14 protein-coding genes are annotated in these 14,365 nt (G+C 62.7%); 6 read left to right on the top strand and 8 right to left on the bottom strand.

Annotated elements, in window-relative coordinates; translation table 11 throughout:
• Nucleotides 1–39 precede the first annotated feature (39 nt).
• Complete coding sequence (gene cysZ / locus RN346_RS00255) at nt 40–771, top strand: sulfate transporter CysZ (protein WP_311961791.1); 732 nt, start codon at nt 40–42, stop codon at nt 769–771.
• A gap of 334 nt (nt 772–1,105) precedes the next feature.
• On the opposite strand, the gene RN346_RS00250 is transcribed toward cysZ, so the two are convergent.
• The 5 genes from RN346_RS00250 to RN346_RS00230 form a co-directional block, all read right to left on the bottom strand.
• The gene (locus RN346_RS00250) at nt 1,106–1,453 is read right to left on the bottom strand and encodes a hypothetical protein (RefSeq protein WP_311961790.1); all 348 of its coding nucleotides are present in this window, start codon (nt 1,451–1,453) and stop codon (nt 1,106–1,108) included.
• 298 nt (nt 1,454–1,751) lie between these two features.
• On the bottom strand, nt 1,752–3,050 hold the full coding sequence (phoR, locus tag RN346_RS00245; RefSeq protein ID WP_311961789.1) for a phosphate regulon sensor histidine kinase PhoR: 1,299 nt from the start codon (nt 3,048–3,050) through the stop codon (nt 1,752–1,754).
• 3 nt (nt 3,051–3,053) lie between these two features.
• Nucleotides 3,054–3,743: a phosphate regulon transcriptional regulator PhoB gene (phoB, locus tag RN346_RS00240; protein WP_263585619.1), complete on the bottom strand. Its 690-nt coding sequence runs from the start codon at nt 3,741–3,743 to the stop codon at nt 3,054–3,056.
• A gap of 99 nt (nt 3,744–3,842) precedes the next feature.
• The gene (gene ubiA, locus RN346_RS00235; RefSeq protein WP_263585620.1) at nt 3,843–4,733 is read right to left on the bottom strand and encodes a 4-hydroxybenzoate octaprenyltransferase; all 891 of its coding nucleotides are present in this window, start codon (nt 4,731–4,733) and stop codon (nt 3,843–3,845) included.
• Nucleotides 4,734–4,766: 33 nt separating this feature from the next.
• Nucleotides 4,767–5,327, bottom strand: a complete 561-nt coding sequence (locus tag RN346_RS00230) for a chorismate lyase (RefSeq protein ID WP_311961788.1) — start codon at nt 5,325–5,327, stop codon at nt 4,767–4,769.
• A gap of 112 nt (nt 5,328–5,439) precedes the next feature.
• Between RN346_RS00230 and RN346_RS00225 the strand changes: the two genes are divergently transcribed.
• From RN346_RS00225 to yccS, 4 genes are all read left to right on the top strand, one after another.
• Nucleotides 5,440–6,627, top strand: coding sequence for an FAD-dependent oxidoreductase (locus RN346_RS00225; RefSeq protein ID WP_311961787.1), 1,188 nt, complete (start codon nt 5,440–5,442; stop codon nt 6,625–6,627).
• Between the two features lie 122 nt (nt 6,628–6,749).
• Nucleotides 6,750–7,022: an HU family DNA-binding protein gene (locus RN346_RS00220; protein ID WP_252107991.1), complete on the top strand. Its 273-nt coding sequence runs from the start codon at nt 6,750–6,752 to the stop codon at nt 7,020–7,022.
• Complete coding sequence (locus tag RN346_RS00215; RefSeq protein ID WP_311961786.1) at nt 7,022–7,378, top strand: hypothetical protein; 357 nt, start codon at nt 7,022–7,024, stop codon at nt 7,376–7,378. Before RN346_RS00220 ends, RN346_RS00215 begins: the two co-directional genes overlap by 1 nt.
• 277 nt (nt 7,379–7,655) lie before the next feature.
• Nucleotides 7,656–9,866, top strand: coding sequence for a YccS family putative transporter (gene yccS / locus RN346_RS00210; RefSeq protein WP_311961785.1), 2,211 nt, complete (start codon nt 7,656–7,658; stop codon nt 9,864–9,866).
• Here the strand turns inward: yccS and recG are convergent.
• Nucleotides 9,863–11,941: an ATP-dependent DNA helicase RecG gene (gene recG / locus RN346_RS00205; protein WP_311961784.1), complete on the bottom strand. Its 2,079-nt coding sequence runs from the start codon at nt 11,939–11,941 to the stop codon at nt 9,863–9,865. The genes yccS and recG overlap by 4 nt on opposite strands.
• Nucleotides 11,938–12,849, bottom strand: coding sequence for a LysR substrate-binding domain-containing protein (locus RN346_RS00200; protein WP_311959187.1), 912 nt, complete (start codon nt 12,847–12,849; stop codon nt 11,938–11,940). Before RN346_RS00200 ends, recG begins: the two co-directional genes overlap by 4 nt.
• Nucleotides 12,850–12,998: 149 nt before the next feature.
• Between RN346_RS00200 and RN346_RS00195 the strand changes: the two genes are divergently transcribed.
• Entirely contained in the window at nt 12,999–13,880 is an 882-nt protein-coding gene (locus RN346_RS00195) for an SDR family oxidoreductase (RefSeq protein WP_263585626.1), read from the top strand.
• 64 nt (nt 13,881–13,944) lie between these two features.
• Here the strand turns inward: RN346_RS00195 and RN346_RS00190 are convergent, their stop codons facing one another.
• The gene (locus RN346_RS00190; RefSeq protein ID WP_263585627.1) at nt 13,945–14,334 is read right to left on the bottom strand and encodes a RidA family protein; all 390 of its coding nucleotides are present in this window, start codon (nt 14,332–14,334) and stop codon (nt 13,945–13,947) included.
• Nucleotides 14,335–14,365: the final 31 nt, after the last annotated feature.

Here is a 14,365-nt window from a genome sequence, read left to right as displayed (position 1 = left end):
CCCACGCTTTTCGTCGGGCGTATTGCGAAAGGATCAACCATGCTGACTGCGGTTTCCGCACTGAGCCAGGGGCTGCGCCTGGTGTATCAAAAGGGGCAACGGCGCTACGTCTTTCTCCCCATTCTCATCAACCTTATCGTCTACATCGGCCTTGCAAGCTTCACCGCACGGCGTTTTTCCGGCTGGCTGGACCACGCCATGGCGAGCATTCCCAGCTGGCTTGATTGGCTCGACTGGCTGCTTTGGCCGCTGTTCGTTTTGAGCCTGCTGGTGGCAATCTTTTTTACGTTCACGCTGGTGACTCATTTTATCGCCGCGCCGTTTTATGGGTTTCTCGCCGCGCGCGTGGAGCGCACCGCCACCGGGGTAGAACCGCTGGATGATCGCGGCCTGGCTAAAACGGCGCTCGACGCAGTAGGTCGCGAGCTCGTAAAGCTGCGCTACATCCTGCCCAGGGTTGCGCTTCTGTTCGTCTTCAGCTGGATCCCCGGGCTCAATCTGGCGGCCCCTCTTTTATGGGCGCTGTTTTCGGCCTGGGTGATGGCGATCACCTATCTGGACTATCCGATGGATAACAACAAGGTTAGCTTCAAGGAGATGCGCCGACGGCTGGGCGAGCGCTGGTGGCCCAGCATGAGCTACGGGGGTCTGGTCACGCTGATCACCTGGATTCCGCTGGCCAATCTTTTCCTGCTACCGGGAGCAGTCGCCGGGGCAGTGTTGATGTGGGACGCTCACTACCGTGATCTTGAACGGCTGCCTGCCCGTTGAAAGCGGCTGACAGTCACACGTTTCAAGGTTTTTAGAGCGTCACACGCTTATCGATACTTACGACAAGAAAGTAGCACCCACAAAAAATTAGACCCCGCAAAGGGCGGGGTCTGGATCTCGTTTAGCGATTTCGATACGTAACGTAAGCTTCCAATCCTTGTGCGGGTCTCCAACCATGGAATCTACCCTGACAAACGTTTTGATCTTCGCTTGATTCATTCCTTGAATCGGTGAGCATCCGTGCAATGGGACATCCTTGCCCCTTCTTTTGCTCACTCCGTAAGCGTAATACTTTGTACCGAAATTGCAAACAAATGTTACTTAACGCTACTACTTATGACTCGGAGTTTTTCTCGACGACTTCTTCCGGCGACATTTCAGCGCCTTCATCGGTATCGCCTATCGAATCCGGAGCGGTGCCCATAGAGTCCGGCTCGCCGATCGTTTCATCGTTCGGGCCTTGAGTATGGTGATCAGTCGTGAGCTCTTCCTGGGTATAGTCAGGGCTCTCATTGGTGTTCATATTGACGCCATGATCTTGCGTTTCATCCTGCTCGACCATGCTATCCTGGTTCTCTTCGATAGACGGATGCTCGGTGGTTTGTGCAAAGGCCATCGGGCTTGCCAACAGACCAAACGCAATACCTACGACACCCGCTTTCTTGAGTAGCTCCTTGGACATCATATTCCACCTCCTGAATTGCTGTGGTACCGCTTAAAGTAAGAAAGAGTGCCTTGCGGCGGACTACTTTGAAGCAGCTGTCTTTCTTACTTAAATCTTTGCAGAGGCTGTGCCATAAATCCAATAAAAAATTAAATTACTTTAAAATCAATAATATATAACATTACAAAACCTGTACAATGCGTTCCATGTGGCTGTATAGGCGCTCTGAAAGTGGCTAAAAATGACACATGAGCATTCCTGTACCACTCTTACATGCCATATTGACACACTTGTACAGGTGTTGTTTCAAAGAGGATCAGCTTAGGCGGGCGGCGGGGAAAATACAGCGGAAGGTAGCGCCAAAGCCCGGGCGACTTTCGATCGAAAGCCGCCCGTCGTGGCGAATCAGCACATGCTTGACGATGGCAAGTCCAAGGCCGGTACCGCCGGTGGCCGTGCTGCGCCCTTTATCGACGCGATAAAAGCGTTCGGTCAGCCGTGGAATATGTATCGGGTCGATGCCGTGACCGTTGTCCTTGACCTCGATACAGGCGCCGCCTTCGGCAAGCTCGGCGTAGCGCAGCGTAATCGTACTGCCCCCCGGCGCGTAGCGCACGGCGTTGAACACCAGGTTGGACACCGCGCTTCGCAGCTCCTGCTCGCTGCCGATCAGCCGCGCGTCGCTTTCGATCTCGAGCGCGATCTGCTGGGGCGTTTCGTGCTGCTGACCGGACAGTGCCCGGGCGTCCTGACACACGCTTTCCAATAGCGGCCCCAGTGCCAACGGCTGGTGATCCTTGCCGCCCTGATCAATCTCGAGGCGCGAAAGCAGCAGCAAATCGTCGACCAGATTCTGCATGCGCAGGGTTTGCGCCTGCATCTGAGCGACGCTGCGGCCAAGTCTTGGCGGCAGTTGATCGCTCAGATCGCTGTAGGTTTCCAGATAGCCAGAGAGCACGGTCAAGGGCGTGCGAAGCTCATGGGAGACGTTGGCGACGAAATCCTGGCGCATCTGCTCCAGCCGGTGCAGCCGGGTGATATCACGTGCCATCAAGAGCCGCTCATCGTCGCCGTAAAGCGTGATCTGATACTCGAGAATGCGCCGTTCGTCGATGGGTGAGGTGAGCGTTAGAGGCTCACTGTATTCGCGGGACGAGAAGTAGCGCACAAACGCGGGGTCGCGCAACAAATTGGTGATGTGCTGGCCGCGGTCATGGGCGGTTTGAAGCCCCATCATCTTTGTGGCGGCGCTGTTCCACCACTCCAGGTCGCCGTGACGGTCGAGCATGACCACGCTGTCGCGCATCGCCTCCGACGACTCCTGAATACGCGCAAGCGTGGCTCTGAGGCGGCCCTGAGTGATGCGCTGACTTTTCTGGTAGCGGTAGAGCCGGTCCAGAAGCTCGCCCCAGAGCCCGGGCCCGGCGGGTGGCTCCTCGCTCGGCGTAAGCGTTAGCCATAGATAAAGCGCGCGCAGCTGGCGCAAGTGGTAGAAAAGACACACGCCGAGCCCGGCGGCGAGGCCCAACCCCGGCGCGCCAAACAGCCAGCCCATGATCACCCCGAGCGTGGCAAGCCAGGCGATACGCCAGAGTTCCCGGCTCCACAGGTGCACGCGCTAGCTCCGGGCGGAGAAGCGATAGCCGGTGCCGCGCACCGTCTGAATCAGGTTCTGATGAGCATCGCCCAGGGCCTTACGCAGGCGACGAATGTGAACGTCCACGGTGCGCTCCTCGACGTAGACGTTGCCGCCCCATACCTGATCCAGCAGCTGGCTGCGGGTATAGGCGCGCTCCTGGTGGGTCATGAAAAATTGCAGCAGTCGATATTCCGTCGGCCCCATGTCCAACGCCTTGCCGTGAGCGCTGACCCGGTGGCTTACCGGGTCGAGCAGCAGGCCGTTGATTTCCACCGGGTCCTCCATGCCGCGCGGCGTGGTACGCCGCAGCACCGCTTTCAGGCGCGCGACCAGCTCTCTGGGAGAGAACGGCTTGGTGATGTAGTCGTCGGCACCCGCCTCGAGCCCTTGGATCTTGTTGTCTTCCTCGCCCTTGGCAGTGAGCATGATGATCGGAAGCTCGGCGGTGGCCTCTTCGCGCTTGAGGCGACGGGCCAACTCGATGCCGCTGGTACCGGGCATCATCCAGTCGAGCAGCAGCAGATCCGGCTGGTTGTCGACCACCAGCGCGTGGGCATCCTGGGCGTTATCGGCTTCGAGCACGCGATAGTCCGCCATCTCCAGCGCCACCGCGATCATCTCGCGAATCGGCGCCTCATCGTCGACGATTAAAACGGTTTTGGCGGTCATGGGCGGGCCTCACGGTGTCCAGGCAAAGTGGTCGATGACATATCGGTGACAATCACACCATGAGCGAGTGACAGTTTTATGACACCCGCTTTTGCCACCTTAGCCCGCCACCGGCCAAAAGCTCAAGGCGAGCCCGGCGAAGAGCACAAGCCCCGACCAGTGATTGTTCAAAAACGCCTGAAAGCAGGCCTCGCGCTCGCGGTGAACGATCAGGCGCTGCTGATGCACGAAGGTGGCCGCCATGGCCACAAGGCCCAGCCAGAAAAAGCCTCCCAGACTTATAGCCCACCCCACCCAGGCCAGCAGTAACAGCGTGGCCGCCTGCAGCAGGCCAATGATCAGCCGGTCGGCCTGGCCAAACAGCACTGCGGTGGATTTGATGCCGATCTTCAAGTCGTCGTCGCGGTCCACCATGGCGTACTGGGTGTCATAGGCGACGGTCCACAGCACGTTGGCCAGAAATAGTACCCACGCCTCGAGCGGCACGTGACCCAGAACCGCGCCAAAGGCCATGGGGATCGCCCAGGAGAACGCCGCACCGAGCACCACCTGGGGGAAGTGGGTATAGCGCTTCATGAAAGGATACGCGGCGGCAAGCAAAAGCCCGCCCACCGACAGCAACACGGTAAACCAGTTGGTCAACAGCACCAGAATGAACGACACCGCCACCAGCGCGATGAACAGCACCTTGGCTTCGGCTTCCCCGATGCGCCCGGTCGCCAGCGGCCGGTTTTTGGTACGTTTGACGTGGCCGTCGAAGTGGCGATCGGCGTAGTCGTTCACCACGCATCCTGCCGCGCGCATGGAGTAGACGCCGGCGATAAAGATCAATAGCACCCCGCGTCCTGGCACGCCCTCGGCGGCGATCCACAGCGCCCAGAGCGTCGGCCACATCAAAAGCCAGGTGCCAATGGGCCGATCAAGGCGCATCAGCGTGATGAAATCACGCGCCCGGGACCAGCCGGTCGGGCGCAGCAGAGAACGGTCCATGCTTACCTCTCGAGGATAAATCGCGCGCCCAGCTTAGCGCGAAGCCAGATCGGGTTCATCCGCCAGGGTCGATAAAAACGCTTCCTGCACCAAAAGCGACAGCCCGCCGTGGTAGAAGATCGAGCGCCGCGCCCAGACGCTCGGAAGCTCTGGCGCCTGGCGATGAGCGAACGCCGGACGCTGGCCGGTGGCGTAAAGCGCGCCGCGCACGAGATCCGGCTGGCGAAACAGCCAGCTCCCCAGCGAACGCTCGCCCAAACGCTCGAGATGCAGCCCCTTGAGCTGCGCCAGCGGCGCCACCGAGCGCGCCACCACCCAAGGGGTGTCATCGATGCACAGCGCCACCTCGCGACACCAAACAAGCCGGCGCGGCGCAAGGCCAAGCGCCTGGGCTTCGTCGCGTTCGGGTACGCCGACGCCCTGGCGCAGCAGCCGTACCCGAAACGCGCGGCGCCCGCCCGCCGCGACCAGCCGTGCGGTCAGCGAATCGGTGGAGGCGACCCACTGCCACCAGGGCGCGCTCATGGCCGGGCGAAACGCCGCGACGGGTTGCCAGCGCGGAAAAAGCGCTATCGGCTGAGTGTGTATTGCCACGCGATCTCCAGAGCGGTCAAGTCGTTCGCGCTAGTGTAACATGATGGCCCAACGCGCTTTTCTCGAGAACATCCGCGTTTCGAGCCCCCGAATTTCAACGTCTGGTGAAGGCATGGCCGACTCTTTCTCTCACGCCGATGCGCCGGTGGATCTTCTCATCATCGGTACCGGCATGGCCGGCATCGGCCTTGCCCGCGAGCTGCGAAGGCTCGGTGATACCCGCTCGATTACCCTGGTAAGCGTCGGCAGCGCCGATGAGTACAGCAAGCCGCTGCTCTCGACGGGCTTTGGCAAGCGCCTGACACCGGAGAAGCTCGCCAAAAAAAGCGCCGCCAGCGTTGCCAATGAGCTCGACGCCACGCTCTGGCCGAACACCCGGGTCGTCGCCCTCGATGGCGACCGCCGCCGGGTCACCCTTGAAGACGGCGAGTATGTGGGCTTCGAGACGCTGGTGCTGGCCACCGGTGCCGGCCCGCGAAACGCCTTCGACATTCCCTCGGGGCTCGCCGAGCGCTTTTTCAGCGTCAACGATTTGGACGATTACCGTCGCTTTTACACCGCCCTGGCGCCAGAACCCGCGCGCGTCGCCGTTGTCGGCGCGGGGCTCGTGGGCTGCGAATTCGCCAACGACCTGCTTGTCGGCGGCCACCAGGTCACGCTGATCGCCCCGGAGACCACGCCGCTGCCCCGCCTTCTGCCGGCAACGCTTGGCCAGGCGCTGGGCCGCGCGTTCGAGGCCGGCGGCATCGAACTTGCGCTGGGTCGCACGGTGAGCCGCATCGCCGCCGGCGAGCACGACGATATCGTTTTGAGCCTGGACAGCGACGACACCCATCACGTCGATGTGGTGCTGATGGCCACCGGGCTTACGCCGCGAAGCGCGCTGGCGCGCGAGGCGGGCATCAGTGTCAGCGAGAGCGGCATTCGGGTCGACCGGACGCTAGCGACCTCCCATGCCGGTATTTACGCTCTGGGCGATGTGGCGTGCATCGACGGCGTCAATGCCATGTACGTCCCGCCGCTTCAGGCCAGCGTCAAGGCGCTGGCCGCCACTCTCACCGGCCAGCCGACCCGCGTGCGCCTCGGCGCCTGGCCGGTGGTGGTCAAAACGCCGCTTCTACCCGTGGTGGCTTATCCGCCGGTCGCGCCGGTCGCCCAGTGGCGCATCGAGGGCGAAGGCGATACGTTCACCGCGCTGGCCGAGGATAAAGATGGTCAATTAGTCGGTTTTGCGTTGACAGGCGGGGCGGTCAAAAGGAAAGTGGAGCTTTCCAGAGCAGTACCCGCGCTGCTAGGCTAAATCGCAACGCAGTGGCGCTCGAGCCCGGTACCAAGCTTGAGCCGACAAATTAAAACACTCGTTCGTTTTCAATCGCACTCATAAGCGTTACGCTTATTTTTTCTATCAGGGAGACCCCTTTTATGCGCAAACCTGACCTGGCCGCTGCCATCGCCGATAACGCCGACCTGTCCAAGGACAAGGCAGGCCAAGTGCTGAACGTCATTCTCGATGAGATCACCAACAGCGTGGCGAAAGGCGAAGACGTTGCCCTGATCGGCTTTGGTACCTTCACCGTACGCGAGCGCGCCGCCCGCACCGGCAAGAACCCGCAAACCGGCCAGCCGCTGAACATTCCGGCCAGCAAGAACGTGGCGTTCAAGCCGGGTAAAGCGCTCAAGGACGCCGTTTCCTAATGAAACTCCGGCTTGCGCTGTGGCTACTGGGCGTGTTGCTCAAGCGCGCGCTGCGGCGTAAGCCGCGCTTCAAGGAGCAGCTCGAGCGAATGCGCGGTCTGGACTGGGGCATCGCTACCGAGGATCTACACACGGCACGCCACTACCGAATGACGCCCAAGGGCATCGCCACGGGCAAGGGCCTGCCAATCGATCTGGATCTGGAGCTGCGCTTTCGCGACCAGGACGCGGCGCTCAGGATCCTCAAAAAGCCGACCCAGCAGGCGTTTCTGCACGGCATGATGAACGGCGACGTTCGCCTGGTCGGCGATTCCAGCGACCTGACCAAACTGCAGAAGCTTTTAAAGCACCTGTAGCGCTTAACGGCCCGCCTTTTACGGCGGGCCGTTTTGTTAAACACCCTCGCATCACGCCCGACCAGATGGTTCGCTCCCCTGAAAGCGCCCTGCTTTTGCCGCCACAACCCGACTGCTGGCGATAAGCGCCTGACGTAGTGTCGATATCGAACGCCGGCAAACAACGCTGGAGCGTACGCTTTAGGCCAAGCGGTGGTCGGCATAGCCAGGTACCAGGCGACGTTGATATACTGACGATTAGTTATACTAAAGTCTAAATAACAATCGAAGAGACGCCATGCCGATCGCTCTACCCCTTCGCCGCCTTTGGACCCTGGATAAATTCGCCTACAGCCTGCGGGTGTTCATCGCCTTTAGCGGGGCGCTCTTGTTTAGCGTGTTTCAAGCCGACGTGGCGCTGGTCATTCCGCTGTTTCTCGGCATCATTGCTTGTGCGCTCTCGGAAACCGACGACAGCTGGCAGGGGCGGCTTCAGGCGCTGATCGTGACGCTTTTGTGCTTTGCGCTGGCCTCCTTCGTGGTGCAGTGGCTGTTTGCCTGGCCCTGGCTGTTCGCGCTTGGGCTTGGGGTGTCGGCCTTTACGCTGATCATGCTCGGCGCCATCGGCCAGCGCTACGCTACCATCGCTTCGGGCACGCTGATTCTCTCGATCTATTCGATGATCAACATCGAGCAGCATGGCGGCGTCGACGCCGACGTCGCCTCGCGCCAGCTTTTGCTGCTGGCGGGCGCGGCCTGGTACGGGCTCATCTCCGTGCTCTGGTGCGCGCTCTTTTCCCGCCAGCCGGTCAAGCAGAGCATGGCGCGGGTGTACAAGACGCTGGGGGAGTTTCTGATACTCAAATCGGCGCTGTTCGAGCCGGTGCGCGGTGTGGATGTGGAGGCACGCCGGGTGGCGCTGGCGCATCAAAACGGCCAGGTGGTGGCCGCGCTCAACCAGGCCAAGGAGATGATCTTTCGCCGCCTGGAGGGTCAGCGCGGAAGCCAGAAGCTCAACCGCTACCTGCGCATTTACTTCATCGCTCAGGACATCCACGAGCGAGCGAGCTCCACCCACTACCCCTACAGCGCGCTGACCGAGGCGTTCTTCCACCACGACGTGCTGTTTCGCTGCCAGCGCCTTCTGGACCAGCAGGGCCGGGCCTGTCGCCAACTGGCCAAGTCCTTGCTACTCAACCGCCCGTTCGATCACGAACTCAGCGAGCAGGCGCTGATGGACCTGCGCGCCTCGATCGACAATCTGAGTGACCGCGACCGTCCGGAGTGGCGCGCGCTGATTCATCCGCTCAACGCCCTGGCAGACAACCTGGCCACGCTGGAGACGCAGATCGCCAGTGTCCACAACCCGGATGCAAGCTTCGATCGCCGCGACAGCGCGCTGTTCGATCGTTCGCCGTCGAGCATCAAGGAAGCCTGGAACCGGGTGCGGCTGAATCTGACGCTGGGCTCGCCCACCTTTCGCCACGCCGTGCGCCTGTCGAGTGCGCTGGTCGCAGGCTATGCGCTTTTGCAGTGGCTCGATCCAGAGCAGGGGTTCTGGATTCTCTTGACCACGCTGTTCGTGTGCCGACCCAACTTCGCCACCACGCGGCGCTTTCTTTCCCAGCGGATTCTGGGCACGGTGCTAGGGCTGGTCGTGGGCTGGGCCTCCATTTCGCTTTTCCCCCAGCCCGGTGTTCAAAGCATGATCGCCGTGGCCGCCGGGGTCTGCTTTTTCGCCAACCGCGAGCGCCATTACGTCATCGCCACCGCCTCGATCACGCTGTTGGTGCTGTGCAGCTTCAACCAGGTGGGGGACGGCTTTGACCTGATCTGGCCACGGCTGTTCGATACGCTGCTCGGCGCGGTCATTGCGGGGCTTGCGGTGTTCTTCATTCTGCCCGACTGGCAGGGGCGGCGGCTCTACCGCGAGGCGGCCAAGGTGCTCACTAGCCACCGTGGCTACCTGGATGAGATCGTTCACCAGTACGAAACCGGTAAACAGGACGATCTGGCCTACCGGCTGGCACGGCGCAACGCCCACAACGCGGATGCGGCGTTCTCGACGCTCTTAACCAACATGCTTCACGAGCCCGGCCACTACCGCAAGCAGGACGCAGACAGCGGGCTGCGCTTTCTGGTGCTCTCCAACACGCTGTTGAGCCACCTGTCGGCACTCGGCGCCCACCGCCACCGGCTGACCGACGACGAAGACGACGCCGCGCTGATGCCCCAGGCCCGGCGTATCAGCGAACTGCTCGAGGCGATGACCCGTGAGCTACACGCGCGCCAGCCCGTCACCGCGCTCGATGAGCAGACCGAGATGCTGCTCGCCGCCCTCGGCGATACGCCGAAGGACGCCGCCACGCCGGTCAGCAGCGAACGCGCCACCGCGGTGACGCTCTACCGCCCGATCCAGAGCCAGCTCAGGCTGATCGCCGAGCAGCTCACGCCGCTGGCCCAAAGCGCGGCGCGGCTCACCCAGCGGCCCAAACCGGCCGAGCGCTAGACCTGCCCGTAGCGTCCGGCGGCTTCCCCGAGCCAGCGGCGCACCAGCACGGCGGTGGCGTCACGGTCGCCTTGAAGCGTTTTCGCCAGCGCCGTGACGCGCTCCAGAAGGTCGGCATCGCGCTCGAGATCGGCGACCTTCATCTGGGCGAGGCCCGTCTGGCGGGTGCCGAGCACCTCGCCCGGGCCGCGAATCTCCAGGTCCTTCTCGGCGATGCGAAAGCCGTCGGTGGTTTCGCGCATCACGCCCAGACGCTCCTTCGAGCTTTTCGACAGCGGCGGGTGGTAAAGCAGCACGCAAAAACTCTCCAGGCTTCCCCGCCCGACCCGTCCGCGCAGCTGATGAAGCTGGGAAAGCCCCAGGCGCTCCGGGTTTTCGATGATCATGAGACTGGCGTTGGGCACGTCCACGCCGACCTCGATCACCGTGGTGGCGACCAGCAAATCCAGCTCGCCTTCCTTGAACGCCGCCATCACTTCGGCCTTTTCCGCCGCTTTCATGCGCCCGTGGATCAAACCGATGGCAAGCTCGGGTAGCGCTGTTGTCAGCTCCTCGCGGGTGACTTCGGCGGCCTGGCACTGCAGCACCTCGGACTCGTCGATCAGCGTGCAGACCCAGTAAGCCTGGCGGCCATCGCTGCAGGCGCGGCGAATGCGCTCGACCACTTCCGGGCGGCGCTCGTCGGACACCACCACGGTCTTGACCGGCGTGCGCCCCGGCGGCAGCTCGTCGATGATCGAGACGTCCAGATCCGCGTAGGCGCTCATGGCAAGCGTACGGGGAATGGGCGTGGCGGTCATGATCAGCTGGTGCGGGGTAAGCCCGCCCGCCTCGCCTTTTTCGCGCAGCGCCAGGCGCTGGTGCACACCGAAGCGGTGCTGCTCGTCGATGATCGCAAGCCCCAGGCACTTGAAGTGAACGTCCTCCTGGAACAGCGCGTGGGTACCGACCACCATCCGCGCCCGACCATCGGCGATCGCTGCCTTGGCATCGAGGCGGCTTTTACCCTTGAGCTTGCCGGCAAGCCAGGCGACCTCGATACCCAGCGGCTCGAACCAGGCCTTGAAAGAGCGGTAGTGCTGTTCGGCAAGAATCTCCGTGGGCGCCATGATCGCCGCTTGGCAGTCGCCGGCCAGCGCCGACAGCGCCGCCATGGCGGCGACTACGGTTTTGCCGGAACCGACATCGCCCTGCACCAGCCGCAGCATCGGCGCGGGCTCGGCGAGATCCAGCTCGATCTCCTCGAGTACCCGGCGCTGAGCGCCGGTGAGCGCGAAAGGCAGCTTGGCCAGAAAGCGGGTTTGCAGGCTGCGCCCGGCCGGCAGACGCGGGGCACCGTCGGCCTGGATACGCAGGCGCACCTCGCGAAGGCTCAGCTGGTGGGCCAGAAGCTCCTCCAGCGCCAGCCGCCGGGTCGCCGGGTGCAGGCCATGGGCGAGCGTGTCGAGATCGACCTCCGGCGGCGGCTGATGCAAGAGCACAAGGCTTGCGTGAAGCCCGGGCAGGCCGAAGCGCTCGGCAAGCGGCGGGGGAATCATGTCCGGCAGCGCCTCCGGGGCGGCTTCGAGTCGCTCGAGCGCCTGCAGCGCCAGCGCCCGCAGCCGGGTCTGGTGGAGCCCTTCGGTGGTCGGGTAGATCGGCGTGTAGTGCTCCTCGACCGGCGTCTCGGCGTCCCCGACCGGGCGGTACTCCGGATGATAGATCTCGAGCCCCGTGGCACCGGCGCGCGCCTCGCCGAAGGCGCGCAGCGTCACGCCCGGGCGCAGCTGCTGGCTCTGCGCCGGGGAGAAGTGGAAAAAGCGCAGGCTCAGGATGCCGCTTTGGTCGCGAAGACGCACCAGAAGGCTTCGCCTTCGCCCCTTGACGATGTCGCAGGCAGTCACTTCGCCTTCGACCACCGCTTCGCTGCCCGCGCGTAAAAGCCCGATCGGGGTCAAGCGCGTGCGGTCCTGGTAGCGCAGCGGCAGGTGAAAGAGCAGATCGCTCACCCGCTCGACGCCCAGGCGCGCAAGCTTGGCCGCCAGCGCCTCGCCGACGCCCTTGAGCTCGGTGACCGGCGCATCGAGCGCGTTCATGGCATGGCCTGCCGGCACTGGTTGATCGCCTGCACCAGCGCATCGATCGCCTTGGGCCTGGGAAAGCTCGCCCGCCAGGCGATGGCGACGGTGCGCGAGGGCGACGGCGAAACGAACGGCCGGCTCGCCAGCAGCGAGCGTTCATCCTTCTGCGTTCCCAGCGCCGACTGCGGCAGCACCGTGATGCCGAGCTTCGAGGCCACCATGTGGCGGATGGTCTCGAGCGAGCCGCCTTCGGCGATCAGCGTGTTGCTGGGGCTGTTGAGCTTATGGGTGATCGCCGGGCAGGCCTCGAGAATCTGGTCGCGAAAACAGTGCCCTTCGCCCAGCAGCAAGAGGCGCTCCTCGAGCAGCGCCTCCTTCTCGATCGCCTCCCGTTCGGTCCAGGGGTGGCTGCTGGGCATCAGCACCTCGAAATCCTCGTCGTAGATCGCCTTGGTCACCACGTCGGTTTCGGTGAACGGAAGCGCGACGATGATGACGTCGAGCTCGCCGCTTTTGAGCTTGCCCCTGAGCGCGCCGGTCAGCCCCTCTTCGATGTAGAGCGGCATCTGCGGCGCCGCCTCGGCCAGTGCCGGCACCAGATGCGGGTAGAGATACGGCCCGATGGTGTAAATGGCACCGATGCGCAGCGGGTTGGCCAGCTGGTCACGGCCGGCGCTGGCCATTTCGAAAATCAGGCTGGACTGCTCCAGCACGCGCTGCGCCTGGGCGACGATTTTCTCGCCAAGCGGGGTGACCTGTACGGTGGATTTGGAGCGCTCGAACAGGGGTGTGTCGAGTTCATCCTCGAGTTTTTTCACCGCCACCGAGAGCGTGGGCTGGGAAACGTGGCAGCGTTCGGCGGCGCGGCCGAAGTGGCGCTCTTGTGCAAGGGTTACGATGTAGCGAAGTTCTGTTAAAGTCATAACGGTGCCGGATGGCATCCTCTCGTAGCAGGTCGTGACTCAGCGTGGCCATGAACGGGACGGCAAGGACAAACAAATTCTCTTGACGATGGCATATCTCAAGAGGACTTTGTATCTAATAGGGAATATTTATCATGAGGAGTGCGCAGGTGAAACTCACTGTACTGATCATCGGCTGTGGCGATATCGGCACCACCCTGGGGCGCGAGCTTACCAGCGAAGGCCATCGCGTCATCGGCGTGCGCCGCCAGGCCGACTCGTTACAGGGGACCGGCATCGAGCCCCTGGCGCTCGACCTTGCGACGCTCGACGATGCCAGTGCCTCTGCGCTGCCCGAAGCCGATTACGTCATCTATACCGTCAGCGCCGACCGCTTCGAGGAGAGCGCCTATCAGAGCGCCTACCCGAACGGCTTGAAACGGGTGCTGGGCGTGCTCGAACAGCACGAAACACCGCCACGGCGCATCTTCTTCGTCTCCTCGACCAGCGTTTACGGTCAGCAGGAGGGTGAAGTAGTCAACGAGGTCAGCCCCACCGATTCGACCAGCTTCTCGGGCACTCTGATGCGCGATGCCGAACAGGCGCTGCTGGATCATCCGCTACCAGGCACGGTCGTGCGCTTTTCCGGTATCTACGGCCCCGGCCGCGACCGGCTGATCCACCAGGTCAAGGGCGGGCGCATGGCGGCGATCACCCCGGCGATCTACTCCAACCGCATCCACCGCGACGATTGCGCCGGGATTCTCGCCCACCTGATCCAGTGTCAGGAGAGCGGTAAACCCCTGGCCGAGCTCTATCTGGGCAGCGACTCCGAGCCCGCCACCATGTACAACGTCATGAGTTGGCTGGCCAAGGAGCTCAAGGCCACCGCGACCGAAACCATGCAGTCGCCGCTGAGACGGCGTACCAGCAAACGCTGCGACAACAGCCGCGTGCGCGAAACCGGCTACGAATTTCGCTACCCCAGCTTTCGCGAAGGCTACGCCCAGATTCTCAAGGAAGGCGGCTTTTTGACCTCCAAAAGCGCCTGATCCCCGTGCCTGTTGACGAAAAAAGCGAGCCCAAAGGCTCGCTTTTTTATGTCCATTCAGCCGCTTAGTCGCCGATGACCATGACCGCTTCCGCTTCGACCTGGCTGCCCTTGGGCAGCGCGCGCACGCCCACCGCGGCGCGGGCCGGGAACGGCGCCTTGAAGAACTCTTCCATCACGCGATTGACGATGGCGAAGTTGTCCAGATCCACGAGATAAAGATTGAGCTTGACGATATCGGAAAGCGACCCGGCGGCCTCTTCGCACACCGCCTGCAGGTTGGTGAAGACCTGGCGGGCCTGGGCTTCGATGTCACCAGAGACGATCTCCATCGAGCTTGGGTCGAGCGGAATCTGACCGGAGAGATAGACCGTGTTGCCCGCCTTGATCGCCTGGGAGTACGGGCCAATGGCAGCCGGTGCCTTTTCGGTGTTGATAACGGCTTTATTGCTCATAATTATGCTGCTCCTGTAATCAAAAAATCCC

The sequence above is a fragment of the Halomonas sp. PAMB 3232 genome (assembly GCF_031954225.1).
Lineage (GTDB): Bacteria > Pseudomonadota > Gammaproteobacteria > Pseudomonadales > Halomonadaceae > Vreelandella.
This window is presented reverse-complemented; position numbering and strand designations above follow the sequence as displayed.

What these genes read in the sequence shown, in the direction of transcription:
- yccS (WP_311961785.1), top strand. Translation starts at nt 7,656, where the DNA reads ATGCCGATCGCTCTACCCCTTCGCCGCCTTTGGACCCTGGATAAATTC.
- RN346_RS00190 (WP_263585627.1), bottom strand. Translation starts at nt 14,334, where the DNA reads ATGAGCAATAAAGCCGTTATCAACACCGAAAAGGCACCGGCTGCCATT.
- ubiA (WP_263585620.1), bottom strand. Translation starts at nt 4,733, where the DNA reads ATGGACCGTTCTCTGCTGCGCCCGACCGGCTGGTCCCGGGCGCGTGAT.
- RN346_RS00225 (WP_311961787.1), top strand. Translation starts at nt 5,440, where the DNA reads ATGGCCGACTCTTTCTCTCACGCCGATGCGCCGGTGGATCTTCTCATC.
- RN346_RS00215 (WP_311961786.1), top strand. Translation starts at nt 7,022, where the DNA reads ATGAAACTCCGGCTTGCGCTGTGGCTACTGGGCGTGTTGCTCAAGCGC.
- RN346_RS00220 (WP_252107991.1), top strand. Translation starts at nt 6,750, where the DNA reads ATGCGCAAACCTGACCTGGCCGCTGCCATCGCCGATAACGCCGACCTG.
- RN346_RS00200 (WP_311959187.1), bottom strand. Translation starts at nt 12,849, where the DNA reads ATGACTTTAACAGAACTTCGCTACATCGTAACCCTTGCACAAGAGCGC.
- RN346_RS00250 (WP_311961790.1), bottom strand. Translation starts at nt 1,453, where the DNA reads ATGTCCAAGGAGCTACTCAAGAAAGCGGGTGTCGTAGGTATTGCGTTT.
- recG (WP_311961784.1), bottom strand. Translation starts at nt 11,941, where the DNA reads ATGAACGCGCTCGATGCGCCGGTCACCGAGCTCAAGGGCGTCGGCGAG.
- cysZ (WP_311961791.1), top strand. Translation starts at nt 40, where the DNA reads ATGCTGACTGCGGTTTCCGCACTGAGCCAGGGGCTGCGCCTGGTGTAT.
- phoB (WP_263585619.1), bottom strand. Translation starts at nt 3,743, where the DNA reads ATGACCGCCAAAACCGTTTTAATCGTCGACGATGAGGCGCCGATTCGC.